The 17,425-nt window shown below is 44.6% G+C and carries 18 protein-coding genes; 4 read left to right on the top strand and 14 right to left on the bottom strand.

Annotated elements, in window-relative coordinates:
• Positions 1–16 precede the first annotated feature (16 nt).
• The 6 genes from BN6539_RS18420 to BN6539_RS18395 form a co-directional block, all read right to left on the bottom strand.
• A complete protein-coding gene (locus BN6539_RS18420; protein WP_067541704.1) occupies positions 17–712 on the bottom strand; it encodes a response regulator transcription factor in 696 nt (231 codons plus the stop codon).
• Entirely contained in the window at positions 687–1,736 is a 1,050-nt protein-coding gene (locus BN6539_RS18415) for a lysylphosphatidylglycerol synthase transmembrane domain-containing protein (protein WP_067541702.1), read from the bottom strand. The genes BN6539_RS18420 and BN6539_RS18415 overlap by 26 nt, the downstream gene beginning before the upstream one ends.
• Positions 1,726–2,436, bottom strand: coding sequence for a polysaccharide deacetylase family protein (locus BN6539_RS18410; RefSeq protein ID WP_067541700.1), 711 nt, complete (start codon positions 2,434–2,436; stop codon positions 1,726–1,728). Before BN6539_RS18410 ends, BN6539_RS18415 begins: the two co-directional genes overlap by 11 nt.
• Entirely contained in the window at positions 2,427–3,500 is a 1,074-nt protein-coding gene (locus tag BN6539_RS18405; RefSeq protein WP_067541698.1) for an MGDG synthase family glycosyltransferase, read from the bottom strand. The genes BN6539_RS18410 and BN6539_RS18405 overlap by 10 nt, the downstream gene beginning before the upstream one ends.
• Before the next feature lie 195 nt (positions 3,501–3,695).
• Positions 3,696–4,172 (bottom strand): MGMT family protein, encoded by a 477-nt coding sequence (locus BN6539_RS18400; protein WP_067541696.1) that lies wholly within the window; start codon positions 4,170–4,172, stop codon positions 3,696–3,698.
• A 68-nt stretch (positions 4,173–4,240) separates the two neighbouring features.
• Complete coding sequence (locus tag BN6539_RS18395) at positions 4,241–4,738, bottom strand: DUF2284 domain-containing protein (protein WP_067541694.1); 498 nt, start codon at positions 4,736–4,738, stop codon at positions 4,241–4,243.
• Positions 4,739–4,846: 108 nt separating this feature from the next.
• On the opposite strand from BN6539_RS18395, the gene BN6539_RS18390 reads away from it, so the two are divergent.
• From BN6539_RS18390 to BN6539_RS18370, 4 genes are all read left to right on the top strand, one after another.
• A complete protein-coding gene (locus BN6539_RS18390; RefSeq protein WP_067541692.1) occupies positions 4,847–5,278 on the top strand; it encodes an RNA polymerase sigma factor in 432 nt (143 codons plus the stop codon).
• A gap of 269 nt (positions 5,279–5,547) precedes the next feature.
• Positions 5,548–7,551, top strand: a complete 2,004-nt coding sequence (locus BN6539_RS18380) for a preprotein translocase subunit SecA (RefSeq protein WP_067541688.1) — start codon at positions 5,548–5,550, stop codon at positions 7,549–7,551.
• 116 nt (positions 7,552–7,667) lie between these two features.
• A complete protein-coding gene (locus BN6539_RS18375) occupies positions 7,668–8,441 on the top strand; it encodes an AzlC family ABC transporter permease (protein ID WP_067541686.1) in 774 nt (257 codons plus the stop codon).
• Positions 8,438–8,746, top strand: a complete 309-nt coding sequence (locus tag BN6539_RS18370) for an AzlD domain-containing protein (protein WP_067541684.1) — start codon at positions 8,438–8,440, stop codon at positions 8,744–8,746. The genes BN6539_RS18375 and BN6539_RS18370 overlap by 4 nt, the downstream gene beginning before the upstream one ends.
• A 94-nt stretch (positions 8,747–8,840) precedes the next feature.
• On the opposite strand, the gene BN6539_RS18365 is transcribed toward BN6539_RS18370, so the two are convergent.
• The 8 genes from BN6539_RS18365 to BN6539_RS18330 all read right to left on the bottom strand — a co-directional run bounded on the left by BN6539_RS18365 (position 8,841) and on the right by BN6539_RS18330 (position 17,381).
• Positions 8,841–9,812: a threonine ammonia-lyase gene (locus BN6539_RS18365; protein ID WP_148484507.1), complete on the bottom strand. Its 972-nt coding sequence runs from the start codon at positions 9,810–9,812 to the stop codon at positions 8,841–8,843.
• A 17-nt stretch (positions 9,813–9,829) separates the two neighbouring features.
• Complete coding sequence (locus tag BN6539_RS18360; protein WP_082907608.1) at positions 9,830–11,422, bottom strand: Na+/H+ antiporter NhaC family protein; 1,593 nt, start codon at positions 11,420–11,422, stop codon at positions 9,830–9,832.
• Positions 11,423–11,523: 101 nt separating this feature from the next.
• On the bottom strand, positions 11,524–12,672 hold the full coding sequence (locus tag BN6539_RS18355) for a PucR family transcriptional regulator (protein WP_067541681.1): 1,149 nt from the start codon (positions 12,670–12,672) through the stop codon (positions 11,524–11,526).
• Between the two features lie 30 nt (positions 12,673–12,702).
• The gene (locus BN6539_RS18350; protein ID WP_067541679.1) at positions 12,703–14,052 is read right to left on the bottom strand and encodes a Na+/H+ antiporter NhaC family protein; all 1,350 of its coding nucleotides are present in this window, start codon (positions 14,050–14,052) and stop codon (positions 12,703–12,705) included.
• Between the two features lie 73 nt (positions 14,053–14,125).
• Positions 14,126–14,596 (bottom strand): hypothetical protein, encoded by a 471-nt coding sequence (locus tag BN6539_RS18345; protein WP_067541677.1) that lies wholly within the window; start codon positions 14,594–14,596, stop codon positions 14,126–14,128.
• A gap of 4 nt (positions 14,597–14,600) precedes the next feature.
• Positions 14,601–15,464 (bottom strand): AraC family transcriptional regulator, encoded by an 864-nt coding sequence (locus BN6539_RS18340; RefSeq protein ID WP_067541675.1) that lies wholly within the window; start codon positions 15,462–15,464, stop codon positions 14,601–14,603.
• A gap of 131 nt (positions 15,465–15,595) precedes the next feature.
• On the bottom strand, positions 15,596–16,780 hold the full coding sequence (locus tag BN6539_RS22490; RefSeq protein ID WP_148484506.1) for a flavodoxin family protein: 1,185 nt from the start codon (positions 16,778–16,780) through the stop codon (positions 15,596–15,598).
• A complete protein-coding gene (locus tag BN6539_RS18330) occupies positions 16,767–17,381 on the bottom strand; it encodes a class I SAM-dependent methyltransferase (protein WP_067541673.1) in 615 nt (204 codons plus the stop codon). The genes BN6539_RS22490 and BN6539_RS18330 overlap by 14 nt, the downstream gene beginning before the upstream one ends.
• Positions 17,382–17,425 lie beyond the last annotated feature (44 nt).

Raw genomic sequence — 17,425 nt, 5'->3', positions numbered from 1 at the left:
TTTAATACGTTTGTCCTTATTTCTTTTCAATTTTATAACCCAGCCCTCTGATATTTTTTATGTATTGCGGATTCTTTGAATTATCGCCCAGCTTGTCCCGGATTTTTGAGATATGAACGATGATGGAATTCTCATCTGACTCATAGAAATCCCCATTGATGGATTGATAAATCTGCGCTTTTGTAAATACCTTCCCTGGATTTTTCATGAGGAGCGCGAGAATTTTAAATTCTGAAGGAGTTAGAAAAATACTTTCTCCATCCCGCTTTACGGTCATCGCATCCATATCCAACACCAATCCCCCATTCTGCAGTTGAGAGGACACGTCCTTGACTTCATATCCGAGTTCGTAGGCACGACGCAGATTTGAGTTAATCCTCGCTATTATTTCAAGCGGGTTAAAAGGTTTTGTCATATAATCGTCAGCGCCCAAGTTCAGACCTAATATTTTATCATTATCCTGATTTTTTGCGGATAAGAAAATAATGGGAAAATCGTGCTTTTCCCGTATTTTCACTGCTAATTCATAGCCGTCCATTTCTGGCATCATGATATCCAGCACGGCTAAATCAATCTTCTCTTCTAATATCAGTTTGTAGGCATCTGTGCCGTTTTCTGCTGTCACGGTTCGATAACCGTTACTTTCTAAATATAATTTCAACAAATTGACGATATCTCTGTCATCTTCAGCAATTAGTATGGTATAAGCCATAACTGGCCCCTTTCTTTTTTATCAAAACAAGTCCTGCTACACAGAGTCCTGTGACCAGCACGAACAGGTAAAAACTAATACCTCTTGATAATACCATAGCGCTGGATAAAATGCCAGCCGGAAACATAGTTCTGAACAAAATCATGAATGCACTTTCACTGACGCCAAGAGCTCCCGGAAGCGGAAGCGCTGATACGGCTACATAAAGAACTGCCTGCAGGGCGATGACTTCTAAAACGTTGAAATCTCCTAATCCAAATCCTTTATAGACAAGAAACGGAACGCTGTACATAGCCATAATTTGAACTAATGTCGTTGTCAGCGTCTTGGCAAAAATCATCTTATTCTCTTTAAAGTATCTTGCACTCTGCTGATACTCTGTAATCTGTTCTGTAAACAGTTCTTCCAAGACATCTGCCTTGGTTTTGCTGAAAAAGCCAACGAGGCGTGTAACTGCCTTTGCCGCTTTTTTGATGGCATTTCTCGAAAAAATAGCCATGATTAAAAGCAGCATTACTATTAAATTCAGCCCTACTCCAATGAGCAGCAGATATTTTAAATTCCCCATAGATGCCGAGATTGTATTTCTTTGATACAAAAAACCGATGATCGACAATGTGACGGTTACTGTCTCGAAACTGAGCAGTTCAAAGAGCAGTGCCAAAGTGGAATGGGATACCTCGATGTGATCTTTATACATATAGTACACCTGCATAGGTTGTCCACCGGACGCAGAAGGTGTCACGGAACTGAAGAAGAACCCGACAGCTGCATATTTCATTGCAGAAAGCGGGCTGACTTCATAACCGAAGAGCTTCAGACATCGCATGATATTCAGCGCTTCACAGGACAGGAAGATTGCCATTGCCCCAATTCCTAGAAAAATATAGGGCAGCTCCACGTCAGAAACTGCGCTGGCAATCTGACTGAGACTGTTGTCCTTCAGTATGATATAGAAAGTCAGCCCCAAAAGCAGTACAAATAGACCGCCGTTTTTCAAAATCTGTAATATTTTATGATTCATGTTCTTCCTTTTCGTCGATCAGCTTAAACTGATAGCCTTCCTCCAGCCAGATCGGAATGGTCTTTTCCAATGCCGCAATCATTTTCTCTGGCGCTTCCTCTTTTTTGCCTCTTCCATCGTGAAGGCAGATGACGTCGCCCTTTCCAGCTCTCTTCAGTAACTTATATTGTATTTCTTCTTCCGTCGTATCTTCTTCCCAGTCCTCTGCCATCACATGCCAGATGACTTTTTTCAGATTGTACTTCTTTAGATTTCTCAGTGTAAACAAATTCACATGGCCCCAAGGGGGTCTGTAATACTTTACATCAACGCCCAGCGCTTTCATGATTTTGATGCTTTCTTTAAATTCATAATCAGTGTAAAACGGCGTCTGCAACATGGCGCTCTTGTGTTCGAGAGAATGGAGTCCAATCAGGTGGCCTTCCGCTTTCATCCGCTCAATGAGCTTCGGGTTTTTCTTTGCAAAGTCTGCAACCACAAAGAATGTCGCCTTTACATGATACTCCGCCAACAAATCTAAAAGTTTTCCTGTATGAGTTGCACTGGGACCGTCGTCAAAGGTCAGGTATAAAGTTTTATCTTTTTCCCCTGGCAAAGAAAAGTATTTTGCTTTGCTGCAGACTGAAGGAATATAGCTGTATCCAGCCGCTGCAACGGCAAGCAGGCCGATTATGCCCTTTTGTGTCTTACTTAGCTGCATTTTTCCATCTCCTTCTTTGTGTCTTTGTATAGGTCGCTATGCTCAAATTCTTCAATGAGTTTGGACATATTTTCTTTCATAGTCTCTAATAATTTGTCGTTATGAATTAGATTCACAATGTCCTCTATTTCATCACTATCTTTGTTCCAAAGAACTCTGCCGATATTATGTTCTTCAATGTATTTTGCATTGCCGAATTCCTGTTCCAGAAATGGCTTGATGACGTAAAGCGGCGTCTTTGATGCGATAGCCTCAAAGGTCGTGATGCCTCCGGCTTTGGTCACAATAATATCCGCTTTTTTCATATAATAGTCAACTCGGTCCGTGTAGCCAATCGCTTCGATATGGTCATATTTTTCTCTGATAGACGTAAGCAATTTTTCGTTTTTACCCGCGATGAGAGTGACCTTGATATCAGGATTGTCATTTAAGGATCTTAAGAAATCCCCGGATGAAGGAATGAGTCCCAATCCTCCACCCATAATCAGGATTTCTTTTTGAGAGGATTTCTTTTGCGTATGGCCTGTGTAAAAGCACTGTCTGACTGGAATACCGCTAACAATAATTTTCTCCTCCAAAACCCCTTTTGAAATCAAAGCATTCTTTGTTACGGTATCCCCTACAAAATATTTGTCAGTTCCAGGTGCGATCCACTCTTCATGAGCAGTAATGTCTGTCACGTATGTGTAAAGAGGGATACTGCATCGTCTCATTCTCTTATATGCTGAAATGTACTGGGAGCAAACCGGGAAAGCTACTACGATGGCATCTGCCTCGTGCTGCGAAATCAGTCTGTCAATCTTTCTCGTAACGGCAACCTTTAGAGGGACGGTACCGTTATTGCCCGCAGCCTTGTTCAGCGAATTATATAGGCCAGAACAGCTGCTTACCAGGAAATTAAATCCCTTATAAATATATTTGCTGATTGCTGGAAACATATAATCCATAAAATCAATTATTTCTACATTGTTTGCTTCGTTATCTCTTAAAATTTCTTCTCTAATTGCTTCAGCGGCCTTGATGTGCCCCATACCGAAACGTCCTGTCAAAATTATAATATTCATAATCCTATCCCCTTTTGATTTAGTATAGATATATCATAACGCACATTTCTTAAGTGCCACTTAACCCAAGATTAAGATTTGTTAATGATTTTATTAAGAAATTATTACAGCCTCGATAAGTTGCATATATATAAAGCAAAAACGAACTAGTCCGATTTCGGACTAGTTCGTTTTAGTCAAATAATAACATGAATGCTATAGAACTACTTGTGCCGCCTCATAGTCTTTGACATAATAGCGGATGTTCTTCCGCCCTCTTTGTATAATGGTATGTCCCTCCGCTTCCAGTTTCTCTTTCTGCGCAGCAACGCCGCCGGGATACTTCGGATTCAGTTCTCCATGCGCCTTCAGCGTCCGCCAATAAGGTGTTTCATCTTCTCTGCGCTGGTAGCTGGCCCAAGCAGCAATTGAAACGAAAATACCCGCCGTAATAGGATCGGTAAAGTCAGCGTCATTATGTGCTGCAAAGTATTCCCTAATCTTTCCCACTGTCACCACTCTGCCAAAAGGAATTGTCTTCATTATCTTGTCATAATCCGTGGGCGGTGCAAAATACATTTTTTCACCGCCGTATTTCTCTATAGTCTTTGGGTCTGTTACAACTTGAATCTTCGGCATACCGTTATCTCTTTTCAGCATTGCGTTAAAGTCTTTTTTATCTTCATTTGCCATTTCCTCACCTCCGCTTTCTGTAGTGAGGATACACCTTTATTGTTACAAATACAATGAGACTGTTTTAATTATTCGAATAAAACAAGTCCAAAATAATTATGTACTTCTTCCCGCTCTCTGATGGTCTGAATCTCGAATCCGTTGTTTCTCGCGGTCTTGAATACGTCAATACCGCAGCCTTCCATTGACGGTACTGTTTTTTTCGGGAATCTGCAGTTTTCCAGCGCACACTCTCTGCAGATGCAGCAGGGACCGCTGCCAAAAGCAATCGCTTTATAATAGCCGTCAAGAAAAGCTTCTCTCGCTATTTCTACGGCCAAGGGTGTGACACCTGTGCAGCTGTCCTCATTCAAATTAAAAAGAATCCCATAATGATAACAGTCAATGATTTCCTGCGTTTCTTTCCATGTCGGCACGTGAGGCGGACAGCAATAACTCTTTCCATAGAAATCGCAGCCATATCTACATTTATAGATTGTCCACGGTGCGGTTACAATGGTTGACGTGTCAATTTGAGCCGCTTTTACAGACCCTGCTTCTTTCAGCATATCAAAATATTTCAGCATAGTATCACCTTCCTTCCCATAAGTGTATCACATTTTTTAAAATATGTTAAACTTATATGTAACGAATTCTCATGATCCCGGTCTTATCATTGAAAAGAGGTGAAATAAATGACAGACATCGAAAAAGTATATACCGACTATTTTGATACTGTATATCGGTATGTACTTGGACTTTCTAGGGATGGGTGCGTTGCAGATGAGATTACACAGGAGACATTTTTCAAAGCACTGAAAAATCTAAATACCTTTAAAGGGCAATGTAAATTATCAGTCTGGCTCTGTCAGATTGCCAAAAATTGCTACTTTACGTATTTAGAGAAAGAAAAGAGAAAAGGCGCATTACCAGATGAAGCAGCCTCAACCACAGAAAGTTTGGAAGCAGCCTTTGTCAGTAAAGAAACTGCCCTGCAGATTCATCAGATCCTTCACGACCTTGCAGAGCAAAACTGCAGATACGCCAGCGCCTGGATGAAAAAGGAGACCGAAATGAAACTAACCTGTAAAAGCTCTTTGCGTTCAGCTTACTTTATGGTATACTGAACGCAAAGATTTCTAAAGCTGGTGAAGAGATGAAAAGGGAAAACAGAAAGAGATTACATCATATTTTCAATTTGCTGATTGCAGTCGCTTTTGCGTTTGCATTTCTTTTTCCTGCCTATGTTTTTTTCCTTCCCGCCCTCATCACTGTGCTCTTTCTCTTTGCCATTCTAACGGCAATTCATTCTAATTTCCTATTCTCCCTGCGAACGGTATGTAAAATCGAATGATTTCTCCCTTGTAAACTGACAAATACAAAGGAGAAATAAAAAATGAAAAGAATATATAAAAAATTCCTTTCCAAGGTACACAGCTACTCTTGGGATACTTTTGATGTACACGAATTGTCCGCCAGGCTCAGGCAAGCCGAACCATCCGATTTACCTCTGCTCTACAGTCTCATCATAGAGATTATCAAAAGAATGACCGGTTTCACCCTCTTCGATTCCCAAATCGTTGCCGCATACGCTATGCAAAGCGGTAAAATCGCCCAACTGCCCACCGGCGAAGGGAAAACACTGGCTGCCGTACTGGTAGCCGCAGCGTCGGCATTGCAGGGCCGCCATGTGCACATTTTTACAGTCAACGATTATCTGGCAATACGGGATTACGAGACAAGCTGTGAGATTTTCTGCCGCTGCGGTCTTACCAGCAGCTGTATTATCGAGAGGTCCAGCTTATCAGATAAGAAAAAAGCATACGAAAGCGAAATTCTCTATATCACAGCAAAGCAAGCAGGCTTTGACTACCTTCGAAATTTTCTCTGTATGGATCGCTGTGACTATTTGAGAAATCCCTTCGATATGGTACTTATCGACGAAGCAGACTCTATTTTGATCGATGAAGCGGCTATACCTCTGGTTATCGCCGCAGACAGCACTGCTTCGCAGCAGTTTGCGGTACAGGCCGATTCCTTTGTCAGAGATCTGGATGAAGAGAACCTCGATTTTGCCGCACTCTCCCTTACAGAAAGCGGTATCAACAGAGCCGAAGCCTTCTTCCAGGTTGACAACTTATATGCCTTAGAAAATATCGAGCTGCTTACCGCCATAAACGATGCGCTGGAAGCACATTACAGATTGAGGAAAAACGTCGATTATATTATCAAAGATAGACAGATCTTCGTCGTTGACCAGACTACAGGGCGTACACCAAAAAACCGGAGATTCCCGGCACAGCTTCACCTGGCTGTAGAGTTAAAGGAGCATTTACAGCCGGGACAGATTACGACCGTCTGCAATTCCATGCCTCTGCGTTTTTTTGTCATGCAGTACGATAAAATCTGTGGAATGACTGGAACAGCAGAAGATGCGGAAAAATCTCTTGCTCTCTCTTATGGATTAAAGGTGGAAATCATCCCTCCCCACCTGCCCTGCGTTCGAAAGGATCTGCCGGATCAAATCTTTGATACAGATGCCGCCAGGGACCTGGCAATTCTGAGACAAATCACCACCTGCCACAGCAAAGGGCAGCCTGTTTTGGTCGGAACACAGAGCGTGGAGGAATCAGAGAAGCTCTCGCTGCTTCTCAGAGAAAAGAACATCCCCTGCCAGGTGCTCAACGCCTGTAACGATGAACAAGAGGCGGCAATCATCGCAGATGCGGGCAGAGCCTTTGCAGTCACCGTCTCTACCAACATGGCAGGACGAGGTGTGGATATCAGATTAGATGACAAAGCCCGAGCCGCCGGCGGCCTATCTGTCATGGGGCTAGGAATCAACGAAAGCCGCCGCATCGACAAGCAGCTTGCCGGCCGCAGCGGCAGGCAGGGTGACCCAGGCATAAGCCAGTTTTTCATCAGTCTGGAAGATGTAAAATTGAGTCCGCTGTACAACATGAATCCCCGCCATGCACAACGTATATTGGAAGGGAAAAATGCAGAATACCGGTATCTGCTTGATAAATATTCTCACGTACAGGAACTGCACCGACAGCAGATTACAGAATACCGTGAAAACCTTCTCTTTGCCCAGCCGTCAATGCCGCAGGCGGCTGCCCTTCATTGTATCAATGAACATTGGAGCGACTACCTCCAGACAATGGAAAATATCAGAAACAGTATTCATCTGGTCATCCTCGGCGGACTTGACCCCATAGATGAGTACAACAAAGCCGCGGCAAAGGCCTACGAGGAGATGATGCTGGACATCGAAAAAGATATTGCTGTTTTTAAGGAAACACCTTGCCCGGACATTTTTGGCAGGCCGGCTGCAACCTACAGCTATCAAATCGATGAGAGCCGCAGCCAGTTCGCAAAAAGCCGCAAATCCCGCTAGAGCCTGACGCCTGCACAAAAAATCTTACAGAAATACTGTGAATTATCGGTTTACTACGCCAAAAAGATATATTACAATAGTATACGACATACAAAACTAAAGAGGCGATTTTAATTATGCAAAACAAGAAAAACTACTTACAAGGACTGAGAGATGGAACCCCGATTTCCCTGGGGTATTTTGCTGTAGGCTTTACCTTAGGCATCGCTGCCAAGGCCATGGGGCTGACAGCTTTCCAAGCGGGACTGATGTCTGCAACCATGCACGCGTCCGCCGGCGAATTTGCAGTGCTTACCGTCATCGCAGGCCAATCGGGATATCTGTCCATGATTATCACACAGCTTGTCATCAATATGCGCTATTTTTTGATGGCCTGCTCCTTATCACAGAAAATCGACAGAGACACTTCTCTGCCAAAGCGGCTCCTCCTGGGCTACTTTGTCACAGACGAAATCTTCGGTATCTCTGTCTCCAAAAAAGAACCCCTGAATCCATTCTATAATTTCGGTGCGGCCACCATCGCATCTCCGGGATGGATTCTTGGCACGGTGCTCGGCGCCGCCATCGGAAACATCTTGCCGGGCAGCCTGTCCAGCGCCCTCAGCGTAGCGCTCTACGGCATGTTCCTGGCCGTGGTCATTCCTCCGTCAAAGAAGGACAAGACCATCGCCGCAGTGGTGGTGATTTCTATGATCGGCAGCCTGGGTTTTTCCACGATGCCTTTTATCAAAGATTTTGCAGCCAGCACCAGGATCATCATTTTGACCATCGTCATCGCATCCATTGCTGCCATCGTCCGCCCTGTAGACGACAGACAGCTGGACGAGGCAGAGACTCACGAAGAACTGGGGCAGAAGCTTGCTGAGGACGAAGAGGAGGTGCAGCGGTGAGCAATAATACCTATATCTACTTGCTGGTGGCGGCACTGACCATCTTCGCCATCCGCGCCCTGCCACTCACTCTGATACAGAAAGAAATTAAGAATCGATTTATTCGTTCTTTCCTCTATTATGTACCTTATGTGACCCTTTCGGTCATGACCTTTCCGGCAATCATCTCTGCTACCAGCAGCTGGATTTCGGGAACCGTGGCCTTCGTTACTGCAATCATCGTCGCCTGGATCGACGGCAACCTGTTCAAGGTGGCACTATCCTCCTGTATCGCTGTCTACGCAGTGGAAGCATTCTTTCTATAATCAATCAAAACGAGCTGCCGGTTTCGATGGCATTCATCGGAACTGGCAGCTCGTACTATTTTAAGCAAACACCCGCTTTAGGTTCGATTGATGTCTATGCTTCACAAAGGAGCTTTATCATAAGGTCTTCGTCGATATTTCCGCCACTCATGATGAGAGCTACATTTTTGCCCCCCACCTCTTCGGGATGTTCCATCACGGCAGCGGCCACCGTAGCGCTCCCTCCTTCAACGATGATTTTTTCTCTTGACATCATGTATTTGGCAGCACGGCGAATGGATTCTTCGCTAACAGAAATCATACCACTCAAATGCTGAGGGAGCATGGCATAGGCAAGTTCTCCCACACCGCCTACCAGGCTGTCACAAACCGACTCTTCGAGCATCGGGTATTCTCTATAACAGCATTTGTCCTCGATGGAGCGAATCATAGCAGGACAGGCTTCAGTCTGAACGCCGATGATGCGAATATCCGGATTTATAGACTTCGCAATCACAGCCGTACCCGTGATCAGGGAACCACCGCCTACTGGGGCAACAATGGTGTCAATTTCGCGATTTTGCTTCAGTATTTCCAAAGCTACTGTGCCCTGCCCTGCATATACCAAAGGATCCTTGTCATAGGAATCGACATAAGTCATCTGTTGATTTTCGATGTACTGCAGACCCAGATGATGGGCTTCATCATAATTCCGGCCTAGCTTCACAACCTGCCCGCCATATCTTCTGATCTTATCCACCTTTGACTGCGGACAATTTTCCGGAACGACGATAACAGCTTTTTCAATATTCATGAGGCTTGCTCCATAACTCACTGCAGCTCCATGATTTCCAGAGGAAATCGTCGCAACGCCCTTACTCTTCTCCTCATCTGTCAAGGTCGCCATTTTATTCAGCGCACCGCGAAGTTTGAACGCCTTTACCTTCTTCTGCTGACATTCCAGCTTAAAATAATACTTCCTGCTGCCATCACCCAAATAGAGCGCTTCCTCCAGTGGAGTCTGATAAATTAGATTTGCAATTCTTGCATATGCATCTACTACATCCGTAGATGTGAACTGATTCATCACCGCACCCATCCTTTCTAGCGCTGTTCACTTTCTAAAAGATCCTTAGGGTCCGTGGATTTTCCCACAAAGCGCACGATGAGAAGCACGACAGCCGCACCGCCAATCAGAGGCAATAAAGCACCGATGTCCATAAATCCAATCAGCAGATAGCCAATGAATGCAATGCTGGCCGGAACCAGTGCATATGGAATCTGTGTTTTGACATGAGAAATCACATCACATCCCGAAGTTGCCGATGACAAAATCGAAGAATCTGAAATCGGTGAGGTCTGATCGCCAAAGGTGCTTCCCGATAGAACTGCCGCAATCGTTGCAATTACAAGGTGAGAGTTGGCAGGATCCTCCACAAAAGCAGCCACCAAAGGAATGGCGATTGGGAATACAATTGGCATCGTTCCCCAGGATGTTCCTGAACAGAAGGAAATAATGCAGGAAATCAAGAAAACACATGCTGGCAGAACGCCGACAGCAACACCGTCTGACACGATGCCTACCAAGAAATCAGCAGTGTGCAGATCTGTAATTACCATTCCCAGAGACCAGGCTATGACAATGACGATACCCACTTCACATAAGCCAAAGAATCCACTGAGCCATGTGCTATAGACTTTCTTAATAGGAACTTTTACAAATATTTTTGCAATTACAGAAGCCACCAGGGTTGACAACATGGCTGCCCATACAATTGGCGGCATCGGGTCAGCTTCCCCGATACAATCTCTGAAGCCAGTCAGTGTAAACGGATCGACATCACTGCCCAGGCTCTTTGCACCACTGTACCAAATGCCAAAGAAGATTGTAAGCACCATCGTTAAAATTGGAACTAGCGCATACCAAACTTTTCCATTTTCCCCAATCTCAACAGTGTTATCCTCGGCAACGTTTTTTGATGAATCACCTGGCTCCAGTTTTTTCCCCAGTCTTGCAGCTCGTTCAGCCTTATACATTGGGCCGAAGTCACGCATCATCAGTGCCACCGCAAAAGAAATGATGATGGCCATGATGTTGTAAAACATATATGAGATGTTTTTTACAATCATCATAAAGCCATTGACGTTTTCATATCCCATATTGCTAAATGCATCCGTTACGAGGCCAATCTCAAAGCCAATCCAGGTGGTCATCAGTGCAATACCCGCTACAATGCCGGCTGTGGTATGTACGATATACGTCAACTTTTCCCTAGATACGTGCAGCCTGTCACAAAGTGGCTGCATCGTTGGACCTACGATAAGAATATTTGCATAGTCGTCAAAGAATACAAGACAGCCAATCAGCGAAGTGATTACCTGTGCACCACGAGAAGACTTTACCCTTTTGCTCAGGGAAGCGGCAATGGCACTGGTTCCACCAGTCAGATTTAAAATCGCTACCATGCCTGCAATGGTCAAAGTGAAGATCAAAATGGAAGCGTGACTGGCATCTGTAATTGCACCTGTGACATAGGTTGCAAAAGTATCCATAAATGCGTTGACAACATTTCCATTGTCGATAATCAGGGCGCCGACAAACACGCCTGTCAGCAGGGATATGACAACCTGCCTTGTTGCAATCGCCAAACCTATGGCTATGACTGCCGGAAGTAAACTGATTATTCCATAATCCATTTGAATATCCTCCTTTATAACTGTTTAACCATATTATAATCGGAATATTCAATGTCTTTTTTATACGATTCACAAAGCAGACAAATCAGTTTTTGTGTTTCCTACAAATCTTTCAGGCAGCGAACCTTGATTGCGGTCGACAAGGCTTCGTAGAACTCAAAGTCCGTCATCTCTTCCATTCCTGTAATCTCACGTATCCGGCCCAGACGGTAGCGTATGGTATTCAGATGGCAGCCGCACTCCGCAGCGGCTGCGGCTACTTCTCCCCCTTTCAGAATAAAAGCTTCTGCAGTCTCAAGCAGCTCCTTTTTATCTGCAATTGCATCAGATATTCTCTTAGAAAAGCTTTCTAACGCAGTGCTTTCAAGAAGAGGGATCAAATAACTGTACGTGCCGATTTTGCTATAGCTCTCGAACTTTTTCCCAGAAGCTGCACTGGCGGTATATGCATGATAACTTTCACGAATACAATCATCAAGTTCTTCATGGGCAGAATGTATACTGCTTTGATAAATACTGATTTTGTCTGCATCGATTGGACAGCTTTCTAAAACATTTTTCATCAAAATGTCAAACTGTTTTTCATCCTTTGCCTGCCCGGTTACGATGAGAAAAATCCCATCTCCGTATCTTGCCATTATCGCTTTTGATCGAATCTGTTTACTCATATAGACACTGCGCAGGATACGGCCGATATTCATACTATCCATAGAAGTAATATATGCCGCCATCGCATAGCGCTTTAGAATGAGTGAAATGCCACGAGTTATTTTCTGTAAGTCGTAATTTGAAAGTCTCTTTTGAATCATCAGCTCCAAATTCTCTTCAGACAACAATTGGTGATCGTCTTTCAGCACAGCCTCTGTAATCTGAAAAATAAAATCCTCAGAGTGCACGTCTTTGCGAAAAGAAAAAATAGGAAAATCATTGGCATTCGCGAAAGAGATTGCTTCCGGCGGCAGTTTCTGAAAAAGAGCCTCTTTAAAAGCAAGACCTGATACACCGCTATGAAAAAGAATCTTCAATGCATAAAGGATTTTCTCCGGGTGCCCCTGTGCGAAAATCAGACTGGATATGACAAAACAATCCGGCTCAAACTCATCCTCAACACTGTAGTCAAACCCATCTAAAAATTCATAATCGGCAATGCCCACTGAAAAGATATCTCTTTCGAGACCATTTCTGCCTGCAACTAACGTAATTTTATTTTTATCCATTAAATCTGGAATCTCTCTGACTTTGAGTGCCATAATCTCTCCTTGCTTTTCGTTTTTAACTAGTTATATTACAAAAATTCCGACGATAAGATACCCGATTACCGTAAGGACCGCCCCGGCAATGGCATAGGGCGCCGTCACTTTGATCTGCCGCAGATTGGAAACGCCGGTTCCTGCAGAGGTCATGAACACCGTATCCACATAGAAGCAGATATTGCATCCAAAGACGATGCCTGACATCACTGCTGCAATGGCCAGGGAAGGATTGACGCCCATGGAAAGCGCCAGGGGTATGAAGATCGGAATAGCGATAACTTGTATGCTCCAGTATCCTGCTGTGGCAAAGACAGCAAAGCCCACGACGAGAAAAATCAAAGCCAGCAGCAGTTTTGGAGATACCATACTGCTGATGCCGCCAATCAGGAATTCCAGAAAACCCAGGGATTCGTTGGCTGAACTGAGCATGTAGGCAAAACAGATGACGATGGCCAGGTTTGTCATGGATTTTGCGCCGTCAAATATGTGATTTACAAATTCCGTCAATGTCATGATCTTCTGCGCCAGATACAAGACCGCCTGCACCCCGATGGCCGCAAATATACCGCAGGTCAAGTCATTGTCAAAGTATAGGGATACCGCGATAAAGGTGACGATGGGAATGATGATATTCAGCGGCGAAGTTTCCTTGTCCTCCTCCGGCATTTCCATATCTACCATGGATGTTCCGGATTCTTCAGTAATCACCACAGGACCTGCGCCAGCCACTCTGTCATAGGACTCTTTGAGAGCGCCAATCTTCGGTAACATGCCGGCATCGAGCAAAATACAGGTTATGACGATGATGAGGGGATAGAACATGTAAGGAATCGCTGCTGTGTAATCAGCAAAGGTCAGACCATGCTCTGAAATCAGCCCTACCGTATAGGCCGTCCAACTGGAGAAAGGAATCAGCGCACATAGGCAGCATGCCATGGTGCTGACCTGAAAAGCCAGATGTTCCCTGGGAATTTTGTTTCGATCGGTCACTTCTCTCATAGAAAAAGAGATGGTCAGTGTGCTCAGATAGTTGTCGACAAAAATCAAAAAGGACATGATCCAGGCAGTCATCAAGGTTCGCTTTTGCCCTTTTGCGCCTTTAGTCAGCAGATTTCCAAAACCGACGATGGCTCCGGAATGCTGCAGCAGCCTGATCATACCGCCGAATCCCATCAAAACGATCAGTACAAACTGGTAGGAACGCGTTGACAGAACACCATACATCAGTTCGATATAGCCGGTAAAAAATTGTTCCTTATATACCAAAATTGCGGCAATGAAGGAAGCGAGTACCATCATTTCCGCAATTCGTTTTGTTACCAGCGCCCCGACAATCAGGACGATCATCGGAATGCACGCAATCAGACCGTATTCCATCTCTTCAAACCTCCAAATCGTTTTCTAATACAGAAAATTATATCAAAAGTTCAGTTTGAAGACAAGGACTCGATTATTTCTTGAACTTAGACTTTTCATAATTGTAGTCAATGCTCGTACCCACGACGACATCCTCGATTTTTTCGATGATGAGCCAGTCGTCCATGTTGCCCTGGTGATCAAAGTCCATCGGCTCTATCGCTTGTACATTTTCAAATTCCACAAGGCAGAGACATTTCTTGTGCCAACGGGTTTTCTGCTTTTCAGATAAGTTGAGTTTTGGCTGATTTTCTTCCAGCACAGCTGTAATCTCTTCGTCTGTAAGCTTTACATAATTTTTCACGTCCTTCACCTTCGCAGAAGCCGTGATCTTGAGACTCCCCTTTTCCATAAAGTATAGGGTCTCACCGGCAAAGACTCTGCTGTGAGGAATTTTTCTTCCAGCAGCACCCCGCACTACCATGGTCTTCGTCCCATTCAGAATTTTATCCAGCACTCGTTCCCCTTTTTTGCCCGTATTATCACAATATACTAAATGCACCATTTTATCATTCCTCCTCTATAATCGGAATCCATATCTGACTCAGATAGTCTCTGGCATATGGATTTCCGTCGCTATACCATTCAATTTCGGGGAGAGCGCCATGGCGAAATGGATATTTTACAATCCACTCCTGCTCCAAATACCTCCATCCTTTCTGGATGGCAGTTGGAACGCTGCCGATGCAGTCGAATACGGCCCAAGTGGAGGCTGGCAGCAGTTTCTCAACAAAACCCTCCGGTGTCTCATAGTCGGTGGCTGTCATGATGAAATACTGCTCTTCCTCTGCGCCTTCGTCGCAGGACTCAAAGAGACCGAACAGCCCTTTGGGATTTCCCTGATCCATGGCGATCATTGTTGAAAAACTGCCATCCCTTTGGCATGTATTCCAAAACCCAGGTATCTTTGTAGCATTGTGCTCGTCGTCTCTAGTAATTGTGATGCTTTTACCGACCATGCGCAGTTCCGGCATCCGTCTGATTTCCCACGCATACTGTTCTTCGCAAGCAATTTGCATCTTTGGAAATACTCGCAGCTTAGCACCGGCAGCCCTTGAATCTTTTGGCGAAACGCCGTGAAACTGCTGAAACGCCCTGGTAAAGGATGTCGGTGAATCGTAGCCGTATCGGTAGCTCAAGTCGATGATTTTGATATCGCTGCTCTGCAAATCATAACCAGCCAAAGTCATCTTCCGAAAGCGAAGATATTCGGCAAAACTGATGCCTGTAGTATAGGAAAATACTTTTTGAAAAAAAGAACCGGAGCAGCCAGCGATCCGCTGGATTTCCGCCATATCAACCTTCTCCTGCTTCCTCTGCAGATGCAGTTCCACATAGTCGATGATCCTCTGCAGTTTTTCATTCCATTTCATGGTCTTTCCCCTTTTTTCATGATATTTTATTGCACCATAAGCTCTAAGCTCTGTAGGTAAGAACATTGTATCATAGCAAAAGGAGTTTTACCTCTCATTTTATGTACTGTCCGGATAGCAATTGATGGAAACTACAGTGTGATTCCGTTCTTCTTGGCAGCCTGTTTCCATCCAGACTCTCCAGCCATTTTGTAAGCGAATCGCGGGAAGTTGACTGTGGTAAAAACACATCCATAATCTTCCTGTTGTTCCATTTTCTCTGCTAACTCCGAAAGGTGTTTTCCGTAGTCTTTCTTCGGTCCATGTCCCGGCGGTACGTCTTTGATGGAGTGCCACATGCCCCCTGCGCCGACGCCGAGGCCGCCTCGAAAAGTAAAACCGCAGCGCACGCACCAGTTTTCTACCATTTTCATAGCGGTCTTCGCCTGTTCTCCTTCGTAAAATCCGCAATTGATGATAGCATAAACCGATTTAGTACAGGATTGCCCAGCAAAATAAGTGTCTATCTCTGTCAGACACCGCAGCAGATGACTCGGGATACTGTCCACATATAACGGAAAGGAGATTACAAAGGTCTCCGCTTTTGCGAGAGCCTGCAGATGATTCTCCGCTAATCCGTTGTCCGAAAAACGAAGCTCTGTCACTGCCTGATCTTTGGACAAGAGAGATTTCAACTCTTCTAGCATTTGTCCCGAAGTGCTGTACTTCTTCTTGGGACTGCCACTGATCAGCGCCATGGTGCCTTCTTCTTGTCTGTTCAGCGGTAAGCAGGCTTTCTTTTGCTCTTCATCGCAGATCGTATCCTGTGGGATTCCCTGCTCAGACAGCATCTGACAGACTTCCATAACATCTCTGCAAAATGTAGTTTCCACTGCAGCTGCATCAAAATTCACCGCCATAGCTTCGGACCATTCTTCAGCAGTTTCTTTTTCCGTTTCCGAAAGACCGTCTCCGTAGAATATAACTTTCATTGCAATGTGCTGCGGAAATCTCTGTTTATGATGCATCTCGCCGTTTTTGATCACAAAATCAGGATGCATATAAGGAATACTTCGATCTAAAACGTTTTTGACATAAGCAGATGGACCGCCGTAGGTACATTTACTGACGATGGTCAGTTCATCACACGCCGCCAGCTTTTCTGCCATGTGTTCATAACTGTCTTTCAGAACACATTCCATGGGCGTTTTGATCCAGCAGGTAAAGCAGCCGATACAGCTCTTAATTGTTCCGATATCTTCTACAATCTCATCAAAATTGCCATTCTGTGCAAACCCCGGCTGCAAGTCGTGTATGAGTAATCTATTTACCTTCATGATTCTCCCTCTTTCTCCCTTGAAATATAAAAGCTCTGTAGTTGATACGTTTCCATTTCAGTATATCAAATCCGCCGCTCCTAAACAATGGCAGGATATCTTTTTTGCCGTAAATCCAAACGTCACCAGCTTTGCCCCATTTCAGCGCCCAGTTGAAAAGCCTGCGAAACAGTGGCAAGGTCGGGTCTCCTAAAATCAAAGCTCCACCTGGCCTCAGTACGCGGTTCATTTCGCTGATGGCCTTTTCAGGTTCTTCATAATGGTGAAAGGACGCATTACAGATGACGATGTCAAAGCTCTCATCGTCAAAGGGCAAGTCGACCGCGTCTGCTAATTTGAGCACCACTTCTTTTGAAACCCGCTTCCTTGCTTCCTTAAGCATCTCTCTTGAAAAGTCTGCCCCATGATAATGCCCAGGCCGCTGTGCTTCCAACATTTTTATGACATTTCCGTTTCCGCAGCCGATATCCAGAATATTTTCTCCCTGCAGTTCCTTCACCTGGCGTACAATTTCAGGATACATACATCTAACAAAACGCCCGTCGTGGCCTTCGTCGTATTCTTTCGCTGTACGATCGAAATATTCTCTTGAATTCATCATTACACCTCATTGAATTTCTTTCATTGATACATATTCAATAACAA

The organism is Emergencia timonensis (assembly GCF_900086585.1).
In the GTDB taxonomy this organism is placed as follows: domain Bacteria; phylum Bacillota; class Clostridia; order Peptostreptococcales; family Anaerovoracaceae; genus Senimuribacter; species Senimuribacter timonensis.
The sequence above is the reverse complement of the archived record's forward strand: the minus strand, read 5'-3'. Positions and strand labels throughout refer to the sequence as shown.